The organism is Paenibacillus melissococcoides, from assembly GCA_944800085.1.
Taxonomy (GTDB): domain Bacteria; phylum Bacillota; class Bacilli; order Paenibacillales; family Paenibacillaceae; genus Paenibacillus_B; species Paenibacillus_B melissococcoides.
Map to the genome: position 1 here is coordinate 355,463 of CALYLO010000002.1, position 15,499 is coordinate 370,961.

Annotated in this window: 12 protein-coding genes; 8 read left to right on the top strand and 4 right to left on the bottom strand. The window is 55.1% G+C overall.

Features of this window, described 5'->3' with window-relative positions; translation table 11 throughout:
• Positions 1–18 precede the first annotated feature (18 nt).
• Positions 19–543, bottom strand: a complete 525-nt coding sequence (locus OCY70_RS09825) for a PadR family transcriptional regulator (RefSeq protein WP_133381611.1) — start codon at positions 541–543, stop codon at positions 19–21.
• Between the two features lie 937 nt (positions 544–1,480).
• Between OCY70_RS09825 and OCY70_RS09830 the strand changes: the two genes are divergently transcribed.
• The 3 genes from OCY70_RS09830 (at position 1,481) to OCY70_RS09840 (ending at position 5,203) form a co-directional block, all read left to right on the top strand.
• Positions 1,481–2,923 (top strand): aldehyde dehydrogenase family protein, encoded by a 1,443-nt coding sequence (locus OCY70_RS09830; protein WP_213427327.1) that lies wholly within the window; start codon positions 1,481–1,483, stop codon positions 2,921–2,923.
• Between the two features lie 267 nt (positions 2,924–3,190).
• On the top strand, positions 3,191–4,828 hold the full coding sequence (locus OCY70_RS09835; protein WP_213427350.1) for a formate--tetrahydrofolate ligase: 1,638 nt from the start codon (positions 3,191–3,193) through the stop codon (positions 4,826–4,828).
• 69 nt (positions 4,829–4,897) lie between these two features.
• Positions 4,898–5,203, top strand: a complete 306-nt coding sequence (locus OCY70_RS09840) for an MTH1187 family thiamine-binding protein (protein WP_213427328.1) — start codon at positions 4,898–4,900, stop codon at positions 5,201–5,203.
• A gap of 90 nt (positions 5,204–5,293) precedes the next feature.
• On the opposite strand, the gene OCY70_RS09845 is transcribed toward OCY70_RS09840, so the two are convergent.
• Positions 5,294–7,114 (bottom strand): glycerophosphodiester phosphodiesterase, encoded by a 1,821-nt coding sequence (locus tag OCY70_RS09845; protein WP_213427329.1) that lies wholly within the window; start codon positions 7,112–7,114, stop codon positions 5,294–5,296.
• A 264-nt stretch (positions 7,115–7,378) separates the two neighbouring features.
• The gene (locus OCY70_RS09850) at positions 7,379–8,638 is read right to left on the bottom strand and encodes a Glu/Leu/Phe/Val family dehydrogenase (RefSeq protein ID WP_213427330.1); all 1,260 of its coding nucleotides are present in this window, start codon (positions 8,636–8,638) and stop codon (positions 7,379–7,381) included.
• A 1,030-nt stretch (positions 8,639–9,668) separates the two neighbouring features.
• Here OCY70_RS09850 and OCY70_RS09855 point away from each other — a divergent pair.
• The 3 genes from OCY70_RS09855 (at position 9,669) to OCY70_RS09865 (ending at position 12,438) form a co-directional block, all read left to right on the top strand.
• Positions 9,669–10,322, top strand: coding sequence for an SGNH/GDSL hydrolase family protein (locus OCY70_RS09855; protein WP_213427331.1), 654 nt, complete (start codon positions 9,669–9,671; stop codon positions 10,320–10,322).
• Positions 10,323–10,574: 252 nt separating this feature from the next.
• Positions 10,575–11,294 (top strand): response regulator transcription factor, encoded by a 720-nt coding sequence (locus tag OCY70_RS09860; protein WP_373871436.1) that lies wholly within the window; start codon positions 10,575–10,577, stop codon positions 11,292–11,294.
• Positions 11,275–12,438: a sensor histidine kinase gene (locus OCY70_RS09865; protein WP_213427333.1), complete on the top strand. Its 1,164-nt coding sequence runs from the start codon at positions 11,275–11,277 to the stop codon at positions 12,436–12,438. The genes OCY70_RS09860 and OCY70_RS09865 overlap by 20 nt, the downstream gene beginning before the upstream one ends.
• Positions 12,439–13,052: 614 nt before the next feature.
• Here OCY70_RS09865 and OCY70_RS09870 read toward each other — a convergent pair.
• Positions 13,053–13,973: a transposase gene (locus tag OCY70_RS09870; RefSeq protein ID WP_213427351.1), complete on the bottom strand. Its 921-nt coding sequence runs from the start codon at positions 13,971–13,973 to the stop codon at positions 13,053–13,055.
• 93 nt (positions 13,974–14,066) lie between these two features.
• Between OCY70_RS09870 and OCY70_RS09875 the strand changes: the two genes are divergently transcribed.
• Together OCY70_RS09875 and OCY70_RS09880 are read left to right on the top strand one after the other, a co-directional pair.
• Positions 14,067–14,300 carry a hypothetical protein gene (locus OCY70_RS09875; protein WP_213427334.1) on the top strand — a complete coding sequence of 78 codons (234 nt, stop codon included), beginning with the start codon at positions 14,067–14,069 and terminating at the stop codon, positions 14,298–14,300.
• 224 nt (positions 14,301–14,524) lie between these two features.
• Positions 14,525–15,484, top strand: coding sequence for a D-alanyl-D-alanine carboxypeptidase family protein (locus OCY70_RS09880; protein WP_213427335.1), 960 nt, complete (start codon positions 14,525–14,527; stop codon positions 15,482–15,484).
• Positions 15,485–15,499: the final 15 nt, after the last annotated feature.

A 15,499-nucleotide genomic window follows, 5' to 3' on the forward strand; every position in this document is an offset into this window, starting at 1 on the left:
TGGCAAGACTGCTCCTGGCTACTGCTGCATCAGCCCGATTACTTTACGGAGATAGGCGATATCCAGCTCCAGCAGCGCGATCGCATTGTCGAACGAAGCTTCCGCGATTGGGGGGAGCCCGTATTGACGCTTAATCTCCTTCCCGAGCTTCCACTGCTCCAGCGTTGCTTCCAGCTCCTTCACATTTTGCTCCAGCAGCGGCTTCGCTTCTTCCCGGGGGAGCTCGTCTATCCAGGTCAGACCGAGTACGAAATCAGACTTAACCGAATGAGGCGCAAGGGTCAGCGATTCCCGCACCTTCTCTTTGAAATACCGCTCACCCTGTTCCGTAATGGCATAAATTTTCCGCAGGCGGGCTCCGGTCCGTTCTTCCGCTTCCGTCCGAATCAGCCCCTCTTTCTCCATCTTGTTCAAGGCGTAATAAATGGAGCCGGACAGCACATTCGTCCACACATCGACGCGACTGGTCTGAATCGTCTGTTGAATTTCATAGCCGTGCATCGGCCGCTGGCGCAGTAAGGAGAGAATAATCAAGTCGGTCACAATGCGTCAGCTCCCTTCCAATTGTGCGATAAATAATGATTGGTGAAACATTGGATAACCAACATTGGCTATTTTGATTGATATCTGAATTATAGGGCGCGGAATGACTGTTGTCAATCCGCTTCTCTTCCCTTGATGCCATTGATGCAATCGCCCTATCGGACTCCAGCACTCCTATGCACAATATACATCGCTCTATGCGTTGACATCACTCTATGCGTTGACATCACTCTATGCGCTGACATCACTCTATGCACTGACATTACTCTATACATTGAATATATATGCCCGCTCTCTTTTGTCCAATCTCCCAACCGCTCAGGGAAGCTAGCCTCACTGCACCATCTATTGCCGTGAGCATAGAACAATATTTTATAACGTTAATCTTGTGTATCATTAATGAAAATGGATGCGATTTACGACTTTTTTGAGCTGAGTTGCATGATGTGATCATTCCTAAGTTGAGTTAAGGGGGAGGGAATCAAGGCCGCTCAGCTTATGGAGAGCTTCTAGAGGGAGCCGATGGGAGAGTACAGACTGCGGATACGTGCTCCGGCAGATAGATAGGACCTGAGCGTTGGGGAGAGTACTCATAAGGGCTCGGCAGGCTGATATCTCTGAGCCGGCGGGAGAGCAGGGCTAGGTGCTACCATAGCCGTAGCCGGTATGACCTGCACGAAGGATAATGTAATCCTGAACTGTGGGGAGAGGCAATGGTCGTGCTAAGTAGGAAAATGTTTCCTCAGCCAATGGGAGACTAAGGATAAGGCAGGGTACCGGCTATTTTCGAATTGACAGACCACTCAGAGCCGGCGCCACAACAGCAGCTTGATTCCGGCTTCTGAATTCAGACGGAGATGAGGCCGAACCGGCCGCCGCTTACAAGGTAATGTATAATGGGAAAATAGATATGATGTTCATGGAAAGAGGGATAACGATGTCACAGGTTGAGACGTACGGATTGTTCATTAACGGCGAGTGGAAGGTGACGGAGCAGACCGCACCGCTGTTCGCCCCCTATGATGGGGCATTGCTGGCCCGCATCAGCCAGGCCGGCGAGGCGGAGCTGGAGGAGGCGATCGCCGGGGCGCAGCGGGCGGCGGCGAAGCTGAGGGCGATGCCCGCCCATGCCCGGGCCGACATTTTGCTCAAGGCGGCCGAGCAGATGAGCGCGCGCAAGGAGGAACTGGCCCGGCAGTTGGCCCGGGAAGCGGGCAAGCCGATTCGGGCTGCGCGCGCCGAGATGGAGCGGACGATTACGACGTACCGGTTCGCGGCGGAAGAGGCGAAGCGTCTCTACGGCGAGACGATCCCGATGGATGCGGCGCCGGGCGGAGAGGGCCGGTTCGGCTTCACGCTGCGCGAACCGCTCGGCGTCGTCGCCGCGATTACGCCGTTCAATTTCCCGGCGAATCTGGTGGCGCATAAGCTCGGCCCGGCCCTGGCCGCCGGCAATGCCGTCGTGCTGAAGCCGGCCTCCCAGACGCCGCTTAGCGCGCTCGCGAAGGGTGATATTTTCCGCCAGGCTGGCCTGCCCGACGGGGCACTGCAGATTGTGACGGGCAGCGGCCGCGCCATCGGCGACCGTGTCGTCACGGACGATCGCGTGCGCAAGATTACGTTCACGGGCAGCGAGGAGGTCGGAGCGCGTCTGAAGGCGAAGGCCGGGCTGCGCAAGACGACGCTGGAGCTTGGCTCGAATTCGGCGCTCATCGTCGAGCCCGGCATTCCGCTGGAGCCGATCATTCCGCGCTGCGTCGAGGGAGCTTTCGGCTACGCCGGACAAGTCTGCATCTCCATCCAGCGCATCTATGTGCACGAGTCGATCTGCGAAGAGTTCACCGAGCGGTTCGTGGCGCGAACGAAGCAACTGCGTGCCGGCGATCCGCTGGATGAGGCGACCGACATCAGCGCCATGATTTCCGAGCGCGAAGCGGAACGCATCGATGCATGGGTGAACGCGGCCGTTGCGCAGGGGGCCGAGATTGCCTGCGGCGGCCGGCGTGAGGGAGGATACTTCATGCCGACGGTGCTGCTCGGCGTGACGCCGGACATGGACGTCTCCTGCCGCGAGACCTTCGCGCCCGTCGTGTCCATTGTCCCTTATGCCTCGCTCGATGAAGCGATTGCGCTGGCGAACCGCTCCGACTTCGGCCTGAACGCCGGCATTTATACGGCGAACCTGGCCGATGCGATGCGGGCGGCCCGGCAGCTTGAGGCGGGCGGCATCATCATCAACGACATCCCGACCTTCCGGACCGATCACATGCCGTATGGCGGCGTCAAGAATAGCGGCTACGGCCGGGAAGGCGTCAAATACGCCATTCAGGACATGACGGAAATGAAATTCGTGTGCGTAAACACCTTTCCGTCGGCATGACGAGAATTGCGGAGGGGCGGAGCGCGCGGATGCCAGAACCTGAATGGAACACAGTTCAACGGCTTGCGGCAGGCGGAGTGCCCAGACGCCGGAACCTTAAGGCGGATTGCGCAACGGCTTGAAGGACAGGGTAGCGCGCGGTGTGGGGTTGCTTTACGGCGGTCGCGTGAACGTTTGCGGTTTGTCACGGATTTGTGAATATCGTGGTCCGGGACGGAAATGTATAATGAAGGTATCGACAGGAGTCAGGGGGGGCTTATTCGAATGATGAGACCAATAGTTGACGTTGCAGCCCGTATTGGCGTGCCGGCGGAGCAGCTTGAGCTCTACGGCAAATACAAGGCGAAGCTGAGCCAGGAAGTATGGGAGGCGAATGCGCACCGGCCCGACGGCAAGCTGATTCTCGTCTCGGCGATGAATCCGACGCCAGCGGGAGAAGGAAAGACGCTGACGACGATCGGGCTGACGCAGGGGCTGAACCGCATCGGCCGGAAGGCGGTGGCGGCGCTGCGCGAGCCGTCGCTCGGGCCGTGCATGGGGATGAAGGGCGGCGCGACCGGCAGCGGCCGCGCCCAGATCGTGCCGGCGGAGGACATCAATCTTCATTTTACCGGAGATATTCACGCGATTACGTCGGCGCATAATCTGTTGGCGGCCATGATCGACAACCATCTGTATCAGGGCAATGCGCTCGGCATCCAGCCGGAACGCATCCTCTGGAAGCGGGCCGTCGATATGAACGACCGCGCGCTGCGGCATATCGTCGTCGGGCTGGGCGACGGCAACGGCGCCGTGCGGGAAGACGGCTTCATGATTACGACGGCTTCGGAGATTATGGCCGTGCTCTGCCTGTCCGAGGATATGGACGACATGCGGACGAGACTCGGCCGGATGGTGGTCGCCTATACCTACGAAGGCGAGCCGGTAACCGCGTCGCAGCTCCAAGCCGTCGAGGCGATGTGCGTCCTGCTGAAGGACGCCATCTATCCGAACCTGGTCCAGACGGTGGAAGGGGATCCGGTATTGGTGCATGGCGGACCGTTCGCGAATATCGCGCACGGCTGCAGCAGCGTGCGGGCGACGCGCTATGCGCTGAAGCTGGCCGACTATGTTGTGACCGAGGCCGGCTTCGGCGCCGATCTGGGCGCGGAGAAATTCATGGACATCAAATGCCGCCAAAGCGGGCTGAAGCCGTCGGTAGTCGTCTTGGTCGCGACTGTGCGCGCCCTGAAGTATAACGGCGGCTTGGCGAAGGATCAGCTGGAGCAGGAATCGCCGGAGGCGCTCGCCGCCGGTTTTGCCAATCTCCGCCGTCACGTGGAGAATATGCGGAGCTTCGGCGTGCCGGTGGTCGTCGCGGTGAACCGGTTCGCGGCCGATACGGAGCAGGAGCTGGAGGCCGTTCAGCGGATGTGCCGCGAGATCGGGGCAGAGGCGATTCTTTCCGAAGCGTGGGCGAAGGGCGGAGAAGGCGGCGCGGCGTTGGCGGAAGCCGTCGTGCGGCTGGCCGACGCGCAGGAAGAGGGCCGGTTCCGGCTGCTGTACGCGGATGACCTCCCGATCGAGGAGAAAATCGAGGCGATCGTCACCCGCATTTACCGCGGAGCCGAGGTAGCCTACAGCGCGGCCGCCAAGCGGGCGCTGCGCGAGCTCAAGCGGTTCGATACGGCGAAGCTCCCGGTATGCATGGCGAAAACGCCGTATTCGTTCAGCGATCGGCCGGGACTGCTCGGCGCGCCGGAAGGGTTCACGCTCGAGGTGCGCGATATTCGCTGGTCCGCGGGTGCAGGCTTCCTGGTCGTGCATACCGGCCAGGTGCTGACGATGCCGGGGCTGCCGAAGCATCCGGCGGCGGAACGGATTCGCCTCGATGAGGAGCAGGGCGTCGTCGGCCTGAGCGGATAATGTATTGACGGAGTCATGAGAACGGATATAAGGACCTCAAGGATAGCGTGACGAAGGGAGGATGGCGCCATGGCGCTGGCAGAGATTACGGTCATTCCTATCGGAACGGAGTCGACGAGCTTGAGCTCGTACGTCGCCGATATGCAGCGTGCGATCGAGCAGATTGACGGCATCGTCTATGAGCTGACGGCGATGGGGACGATTATTGAAGGGCCGCTGGATCGAGTGTTCGAGGCGATCCGCGCGCTGCATGAGAGCCCGTTCCAGAGCGGGGCTTCCCGGGTATCGACCGTCGTGAAAATCGACGATCGCCGCGACAAGGCCGGATCGATTGGGCAGAAGCTGGCTTCCGTGCGGGAAAAGCTGAAGCATTAAAAAAGCATCCATAATGTCTCGCTTGCTGCCGCAGCGGCAAGACAACAATCGCCTCCCCTGCCTGAACGGCCGAAGGGAGGCGATTTTGCGTTATGGCAGCGACTCCAGATCAAGCAAAAAGACCGGTTCCCCGCCAAGATCCGTGACGGCTTCTCTCGCTTCCTTCGGGATGTCGGTAATAATGCCGTCGACCCCGAGCGAATAGAAATGGGCTGCCCGTTCCGGGACGTTAATCGTCCATACATAGAGCGGTTTGCCGATCAGCTTGGCGGAGGCGACCAGGCGGGCGGTGACGAACGCCTCCTCCACGACGAAGAAATCGGCGTCGAACCGGTTCAGCGGCGCGAAGGTGGCGTAAATAATGTAGCCGACCTTCAACTCGGGAGCCTTTTCCTTCACCTCTTGAAGCAGATCATATTCGAGGCTGGACACGACAACCTCATTCTCGGCCTGGTGCCGCCGGATCGTGTCGATGAAGCTGGAGACATAGTCCGGCGTCTCATAGCCATGCGTCTTCAGCTCAAGGTTGAGGCGGATGCGGCCCTTCATCGCATCCAGCACTTCATCCAGCGAAGGCACGCGTCCGGCATAACCGTTTTGGAAAAGCGGAATGTCCTGCAGCTCGGCCAGGGTCAGATCATAGACGTTGACATTGCGCCGCGCGAGGCGCCTCAGATTATGGTCGTGAATGACGGCCAGCTTCCGATCCTTTGTCTGCAAAATATCGAGCTCAATGTAATCGGCCCCGGCCTCGATCGCCCCTTCGAACGCCTCCATCGTATTTTCGACACCGGTATTTACATTCCCACGATGAGCGAAAATGACGAACTCATCCTTCGCCTCGCCCCAGTCGGTCAGCAGCGCCGTGACGCCCCAGCCGACCGCAATGAGCATCAGCAGGCCGAACAGGGCTAGCTTCGGGCGATGCTGTGAAGCGAAGAGGCGTCTTTCCGCCCGTGTCTGACCCCTGGTGATATCCAGCTCGCCCGAATGCAGAGGGATGTGCTTCTTGCCGGCATAGCGGACATAGAGCCGCGTGACGACCGTGATGAACAGGGGCGTCATGACGAGGGTCATCACGTAGATGCCGAAGCTGATGACGAACCCGACCGTGACGATGGCCGGCTCGGGCAGACTCTCCGGAAGGACGGCAATCGCTGCGGCAATAAGGGCGATGAAGACGGCGACAATCAGGGCGAACACGAGCACCCACTCGCCGACGGCCCTCAGAATCGACCACTTGCTCTTCCAGAACAGGCGGGCGCTCTTGGCGAAGGCGCGCCAGAACCGGTTCGACTCCTCCAACACAAGAATGGGCAGCGCATAGATGCAGAGCAGGTTCAGAATGGCGACGATTGTGAAGAACAGGACAAACGCCGCCGTTCCGGTGCCGGTCTTCATCAACTCACCCGTAATGAAGTTCGGAATCGTAACGTTCGGCAGCAAAGAGGAACCGAAGCCCGTATTCAGCAACGGGAACAGCAGCAGCAGATACAGCGTCAACCCGAATACCCCGATGCGCCACAGCCCGGGCAGGCGGGACAAGGCCTTGAGCACGACGGGGCGCAGCCGGACCGTTTTTCCTTGCATCCCGTAATAAGCGATATAAATAAGAACGGCGAATTCGGTATAAATCAGCATCACTGCCACCGGAGCGAGCAGGACGAGACTGAGCAATCCGTACCGGCTCAAGACGAAGCGCAGCAGATCGTGATTAGCGGCGGCCCCGAAGCCGCCGATCTCCAATATTTTGTTGAAGATGATCGACAGGAACGGGATAAATAACCCGATTGTCATGAGCTTGTAGAACAGCTCAAAAAGAAGAAAGGGCCGGTAGGCGTATTTCCAGACCTGCAGCACCCCGCGAATCATTTGAAACGGACGCCGCGTCCGTAGGTTCATGGTGTTCATGATGAATACGTTTCCTTTAGATGAGAATGTACCGCTATTCGACGCTGCCTGAGACGCGTCATCCTTCATGCGCTATAACCTATTATAAGGAAAATAGCGCCCGTGAGCCAAATGAAGCGAAAAAATGAAAAATTGGAGAGTTGAATCCGGGCTAATGGATGGAAGCTTTGGTCGCAGGAGCATAACCGGAATGCAGCAAAAAAGCTACCCTGCGGCAGATAGATTCTGCAGCAAGATAGCTCTTTCGTGCGCTGGTTCGCTCGATTACACCCAGCCGCGAGCGCGCATAGCTTCAGTAACGCGTTGAAGCGAGATCATGTATGCGGCCGTACGCAGGTCCGTATTGTACTCATTCGCCATATCGCGCACCGCTTCGTACGACTTGACCATATTTGTCTGCAGCTTGTCGAGGACTTCTTCTTCGCTCCAGTAGTAGTTCATCAAGTTCTGTACCCATTCGAAGTAGGATACGGTTACGCCGCCGGCATTCGCCAAAATATCGGGAATGACGATACAGCCTTTTTGATTCAGGATAGCGTCCGCCTCCGGCGTCGTCGGGCCGTTCGCCGCTTCCGCTACGATGCGGGCTTTGATGCGAGGGGCATTTTCCTTCGTGATGACATTTTCCAATGCTGCCGGAATGAGGATATCGACGTCCAGCTCAAGCAGTGTTTCGTTCGAGATGTGGAAATCGTGGCCGTATTCCAGAATCGTCGCTTCGTCCTTCAACTGTTCGACGCGGTCGAGATCGAGTCCGTTCGGATCGTAGATTCCGCCGCGGGAGTCGCTTACGGCTACGATGGTCGCGCCGAGGTCGGTCAGCAGGCGAGCCGCAATGCGTCCGGCGTTGCCGAAGCCTTGAATCGCTACCGTCGCCTTCTCCATCGGCCGGCCGATGTCCTGAAGCGCCGATTGAATCGTATATACGCAGCCTTGGGCCGTCGCTGCATTCCGTCCTTGGGAGCCCCCGATAATAATCGGTTTGCCTGTAATGACGCCCGGCGTATAATGTCCGCGCAGCTTGCTGTAGGTATCCATCATCCAGCCCATAATCTGCGGTGTCGTGTATACGTCTGGAGCCGGAATGTCCCGTTCAGGTCCTACAATATCCGAGATGGCTTCCATGAAAGCGCGGCTGACCCGTTCAATTTCCCCTTTGCTCATTTGGCGAGGGTCGCAAATGACGCCGCCCTTGCCCCCGCCGTAAGGCAGGCCAACGACGCCGCATTTGAACGTCATCCACATCGATAATGCTTTGACCTCGTCCAGTGTCACGTCCGGATGGAATCGGATGCCGCCTTTTGTTGGTCCGATAGCATCGTTGTGCTGGGAACGATACCCGTCAAAAATCCGTACCGTACCATCGTCCATCCGTACAGGGAAGCTCACCGATAATACCCGTTTCGGTTTTTTCAACAGTTCAGTAACATGTTCGGGTAACTGTAATTTTGCCGCAGCCGCATCGATTTGCTTTTGTACGATTTCGTACGGGTTTAGCACTTCTGCTTGTTCACGTTGTAACATTTCCAAGGCTCATCACCCATCCTTTCAAGCATTATAGGAACACTTTTCAAACATTATACTGAGAATGTGCGGATTTTGAAATAGCAAACATCGTGAAGTTCATAAAATAGTTAAAGATTATATGACGTTTAGTGTAAATTTTCATGACATTAATTTATTCTTTTATGGCTATAAAACCTGTTAATAGAAAGTATTTGTCAATTATACGCACTTTTTTCGTCTTCGTGCTGTGGACATTCGGGCGATGGCAGAAGTAAGGAAGGGAAAGCTGACGTGGCATAATCCTAATGACAGCACGCGTTCTCGTTTTTTGAACTTTGTCTCCCTCAGGAGGACGTTCGTGTTTTTATGAAAACGGACGAGGGACCTCTTTTCATCCGGCGAATCGGCATAACGGAATGCGGAGTGCTGTTCTTCTTTCTAAAATGTGCCCTATTATAATGGAAATGTTTTTTTTATTGTGGTGATTATTTTTTGTTATTCCGCGCCCGAATTATACATCGCTTCCTTCGTACAGGCAGTGAATTCACATTATCACTCCTTTAATTTAGACCTGGCACAATGCACCTCATAAACTCCTTTGCTTACTCTGACGCAGTAAACTGGCTTGAAAATAGAGTATGCACGATGCGCAAGATTCGATGCCATCCAAGCTGTAGAGGAGGAAGCAGGATCCATGTTGCTCCTGTACAAAAATTGAGGTCGTATATGCCAGGAACGCATGTGTAAAGTAGAATCGCGCTCGGTCTCGCCTTCATCCCGCACTTGGGGGCCGCTCCCGCGTATCGTACGGAGACGCCGATTGTTCCCGAATTCGTACATTTTGTGGATCCTTCTGTATGGACAGACGGGGAGGCAGGATATATGATGATTGCCAAGGACAGAACGGGCGGGTATGCGGTGAGAAACAAGGTGAATCCGTGCCACGTCCCGGGATGGCTGCCAATGGTTACTGGACCAAGGGCTATCGGGGGTTCCATGATGCGATGCATCCGTGGAACAGGGTCATACCAATCGATGGAGGGATTCGATGAACAGCTCAGTACCGAAGCGAACGATTCAAGACGGAGATGTAGTTCTTTTTCAAGGCGACAGCATCACGGATGCGGGCCGTCAGCGGGAACTGTCCTCCCATCTGGGCACAGGCTATGCCTTCATGGCGGCTGGCCTGTTCCAGAGCATGTACCCGCAGCTCGATGTCACTTTCCTGAACCGGGGCATCAGCGGGGACCGGGTTCGCGATCTGCAGGGGCGCTGGGAGGAAGACTGCTTGAAGCTCAAGCCGGCTTGGGTCAGCATTTACATCGGGATTAACGATTGCTGGCGGCGCTATGACCGTCAGGAGGAGACGACGGCCGAGCAATTCGAGTCAGGGTACCGCGATATTATTGAACGGACCTTGAAGGAGCTGGAAGCGCAGCTCGTGCTCGTCGAGCCGTTCGTACTGCCGGTGCCGGCCGATCGGACGCAATGGCGGGAGGATCTGGATCCGAAAATCCATATTGTGCGCCGGCTTGCCCGGGAATACGGCGCTTACTATGTGCCGCTGGACGGTCTGTTCGCGCAGGCGGCCGCGCGCCGCGAACCGCAATTCTGGGCTCCGGACGGCGTGCATCCGACGCCCGCTGGCCACGCGCTGATCGCGAAGGCTTGGCTGGAAGCGGTAGGCGCTCCGGCAAGATAAGACATTACTTGAAGTACCTGCATCGCCATCCTGTGCCGCCTTTGCGTGACGCAGGATTTTTTTGTATCCAGATCATAAAAAAGCCAACGGATTGGTTAATGGTATGGCTCTGCCTAAGGCGGCCCAGCGTGCGCTGAGGTGGGGAGCACTTTTCCTATGGTGCGGGGAGCGGGTGGGCTTGTGCCAAATGCCGGGTATAGTTGAATTCACTCCTGTGATGTTGTTATGCTAAAGCCGAAAGGTTGACGAATATTGCGAGGAGGTTCGAACGTGACCCGCATTTTAATTGTGGATGACGATAAGGAAATTGCCGATTTAATCGAAATATATTTAAGGAACGAAGGCTACCAACTGTTCAAGACGCATGACGGGGTTGAAGCTTTGTCGGTGCTGGAACGGGATCCGGTGGACCTGGTCATTCTGGATATCATGATGCCGAAGCTGGACGGGATGTCCGTCTGTCTGAAGATACGGGAAAAGCAGGCGACACCGGTCCTCATGCTGAGCGCCAAGGCAGAGGACATGGACAAAATTATGGGGCTGATGACCGGCGCGGATGATTATATGGTGAAGCCGTTCAATCCGTTGGAGCTGGTGGCACGCGTCAAGTCGCTTCTTCGCCGCACGTATCAGTTGAACGCTCATATCCAGGCCGGCTCCGAGCCTGCCGGAGTCATTCGTATCCAGGATCTTGAGATTAACAAGGCGACGCATACCGTTCGGGTGAACGGGCAGCCGATCCATTTGACCTCGATGGAATTCGAAATCCTCTATGTGATGGCCAGCCATCCGGGGAGAGTCTACAGCGCCGAAGAGTTGTACGAACGGGTGTGGCAGGAGAGCTTCAACGGCTCCCACAATACAGTAGCGGTTCATATCAGCAAGCTGCGGGATAAGCTGGAGGCCCATGGCGACAAATATATTCAGACCGTATGGGGAGTAGGGTATAAGATTGAACAAGCATTGGGCTAAAAGTATCCGTTGGAAGCTGCTCTTCAGATTTGTACTGACCCTGCTGCTTACCTTTATGAGCCTTGTTTTGCTCATGTTCGCCGCCGGCGTGATACGGGAGCTGAGGGAGCCTGTCACGTACCGAATCATCAATTTCCTGGCGTTTGAGCTGGGCGTTATGCCTACAATGGTGATTACGGGCATCATTCTCTTTATCCTCTTTTATGTGCTGCTGAACCGCCAGCTGATTGGCAGTCTTGAGCGGATTACAGAAACGGTGCAGCATATTGCGGATGGGGATTTCGATCAGCGATGCAATATTACGACCGATGACGAGATCGGACGTCTGGCCAAGAACATTGATAACATGGTGTACCAATTGAAGACCTCTATCGAGGAAGAACGGCTGGCCGAACGGACGAAGAACGACCTGATTACGAGCGTATCGCATGATTTGCGGACGCCGCTTACTTCGATTCTCGGCTATTTGGGGCTGGTCGAGCAGGACCGTTATCGCGATGAAGTGGAACTGCGGCATTATATTCATATTGCCTATGAGAAGGCCGAGAGGCTGAATGTCATGATTAACGATCTATTCGAATATACGCGGATGAACGGCGGCATGGCCTTGCGCACCAAACCGATGAACGTGTCTGAGATGGCTGGCCAGCTGTGCGTGCACTACCGGTATCCGATGGAGCAGGCCGGATTGACGCTTCAAATGAGCAGCAATACGGACAAATGCTGGGTTAACGCCGATCCGGACAAGCTGGTGCGCGTGTTCGACAACCTGTTGTCCAATGCGATGCACTATGCATACAGCGGCAGCGTCGTGGAGCTGCACCTCCGACAAGATGAAGACAAGGTGGAGATTGTCGTCAAAAATGCGGGTGACCCGATCCCGAGCCACGATTTGCCGTATATCTTCGATCGCTTCTATCGCGTCGAAAAATCACGTTCCGAGAAAACCGGCGGTTCCGGACTAGGCCTTGCGATCGCCAAGACGATTACCGAGCTTCATGGCGGAACTATCCGCGCCGAGAGCTCGCCTCAGGCTACGCTGTTCATTATCGAACTTCCGCGATTCGCTCCGCTCGAACCTGCTTATAAGAGTCAAGCGGACGGCGTGTCCGGGCAAAGAGCCTCAACCAAAGTACCCGAATAAGATGGTCAAAATCAGACGGTCAAAGCAGTGCCGGGGTCGCTGCTTTTTTTGTTGACTTGGCGGCGTTGGTTCGGGGGTTGGGGCGACCGCTTGATATTGCTATATTGCTTCTACGGCTCTTTTGATCGGTGTCCCCGTTTCTTTTGATCAGTATCCCCCTCGCTCAGAATTAGTCGCTCAGAATATGTTGCTCTGAATATGTTGCTCAGGATATGTCGCCCAGAAAAAAGTCGCTCAGAAAAAGAAAATTCTCTTAGGAAAAGCAAAATGATGCTGTCAAACTTCGCTTAGAGAAGCAAAATGATGCTATCAATTTAGTATGTATGCATGCCAAACATAGAAAAAAGGATGCCAAATAATTATGATGATGCAAGTTAAACAGGAACAGGCTATACGACGCCGGACCTGAACAGAATAAACGTCTCCTTAGGAAGAAAGAGAAGCCCGTAGCATGTCAAAATCGCAGAACGAAATAGACGACGATACTACATCCCATAAATTATTTCTCGTCTTAAATATCGATATCAAATCAGTTACGGCTCTAAGGGCCAGTAACTTTTATTATTTATTGGATGCACAAGTGATCAGCATACTCCGCTTCCCTGCGAATGGATTCAAGCAGCTGCCATATATCGAGAGCGGCCTCGCAATCCGCTTGCCCGTCTTAAATAACGGTCCCTGGCCCCATTCTTGGCAAAGCATATCTCAGCCAAAGTCCCCCATCCGGCTGCATGGCGGGCGGCTGCATTTTCCCGGTAACAAAATTCATCCAAATAAAGCTGCAGGTACTTGCCGCTTATCCCGCGGAAGGTATCGCATAGCCAACGTTTTGCCCGCCGGAACACAGTATAAAGGGGGCTATTGTGCTTGACTCGAAACCGCTGGCGGATAATAGAGATGGCGGCGGTCAGTGCAGATACGTGTTGTTCAATAAAGTCATCGCATCCCGAAGGAAGCAGCAGCTTGCCGGACATGTGCTGCCGATTGACCAGCTTCATTTTATACTCCTGCTCCTGACCATCTGGGGCCAGCGAGGCTGCCACGATAAGCGGATGTTCTTGTGCCGTCAGCTCGAAACAGGAATATTGGCGGCTGCTGCCGTAATAGGCAATAAAGCCATGGACGTGATGCTCGAGTTGTTCTTGCTCGTCAGCACAGCTAATCGCAGTGCGAATCTTATGGAGCATCGCCCATGCCGTCTTGTAGGTAACCTCAATAATAGAGCTTAGCCTGACCGCATTAATTCCTTCTTCCCGACGAGATACGAACCATATCGCAACTATCCATTTCCGTAGGGAGGTTCTGCTCCCTTCCAGGATCGTCCCTGCAGTCAGGGATGTCTGGTGCTGGCAAGCGCTGCATTCGTACAAAGGAAGGCGCCGCGTCCGGATGACATAGGCACGGGTATGCCGGCAGTTCGGGCATCGGTAGCCATGAGGCCATTTCAGCGCAAACAGGGCAGGAATACATGAATCATCTGTAGGGAACCGCTCCATTAACTCCTCCAACGTAGCAACATTTGTCCAGCCTGTCATCCGTGTCCCTCCTAAATTACAGATTAAAAACAAACATACGTTCTTATTTATAATGTACCGAACATATGTTTCCATGTCAAGGGGATTCTTGGTATGAAGGAATTAAACTACAACGAGCATCGATATATGAAAACCATTGCTTTGAACCCTGATTGCCTGAGTAGTTGGGAGATTCATCATAAGGGCCAAATGCACCTGAATGATTGGGAGACTCAACATAAGGAGCTGCAACAGCCCTCCCGAGCGGCTGGGAATTCGCCAAAAGGAGTTGTAACAGCCCTCCTGATCGGCTGGGATATTCGTCATAAGGAGTTGCATCACTCCTGAGTGACTTGGAAATTTACCGCCAACCGTGGCAAGGGCATCCTGAGTGGTAGGGAGACTCGCAGCATGGGGGCAGAGGACTGTGAGCACAGCATGTTTCGGGAGGGCTTCATGTTTTCTTCATAATTTCTTATGTTTTGTTCATTATTGCTTACAACTATGTTAAGCGGGTTTCTATAGAATGAGGATCATTCTAGGAACGATAATGAGCGAAGGTGAGATAAATCATGAAAGCTGTTGAGAAGAAGCGGTGGGTTCTGTTGGGAGCGGTTATGGCCGTAGGGGTATGGTTTTGGGCGCAGCCGGCGGCTTTGGGGGTTAAGCAATCTTTAAAAAGTGCTCTGGCGGAATTGCGGCCGGAAACGGATAATCGGTTGTCCGCCTATTATGAATTGGAAGCAGAAGCGGCGATCGTGATTGATCAGGATACGGGGAAAGTGCTCTTTTTCAAGAACGATCAGGAACGGAAGGCGCCTGCCAGCACGACGAAAATGATGACGGCGCTGCTTGCTCTGGAGCGGAAGCAGGGGAATGAGACGGTGGAAGTGGGCGAGGTGGTTCTCCTAAAGGAGCCGGGGGAGAGCACGGCCGGGTTGCAGCCGGGCCAGCAGATTTCCTGGTTTCAGTTGATAGAAGCGCTGATGCTTCCATCCGGCAATGATGCGGCGCGAACGATCGCGGTTCAGATCGGACGCGAGGCAAGCGGCGATCCGGATATGAGCATCGATGAAGCGATGGAGGCGTTCGTTGGCATGATGAATGAACGGGCCGAGGAGTTGGGGCTCCGGAATACTCATTTCAACAATCCGCACGGTCTGAACGATCCCGATCATTACAGCTCGGCGTATGATTTGGCGCTTATCGCTCAAGAGGCGATGAAGAACAAGCATTTCCGCGCGATTGTCCGCACGACGTATGCGGAGGTGACCCCGGCCTCGGTTGGAGCCCAGGATGAAGGGTCGGGCTTGGTCAACCGCAATCAGCTGCTGCAAAAAGGGAGTGAATATTATTATGAAGGAGCGACGGGGATAAAGACCGGCTTCACGGATGAGGCGGGGTATTGTCTCGTGTCGTCGGCGGTTCGGGATAGCCGCCATCTGATTGCCGTCGTGCTCCATTCCACAAGCGATAAGGTATGGAAGGACTCGCATAAGCTGCTGGATTTCGGATTCGGTCAACTGAATTGAGGGAAAAATAGACGC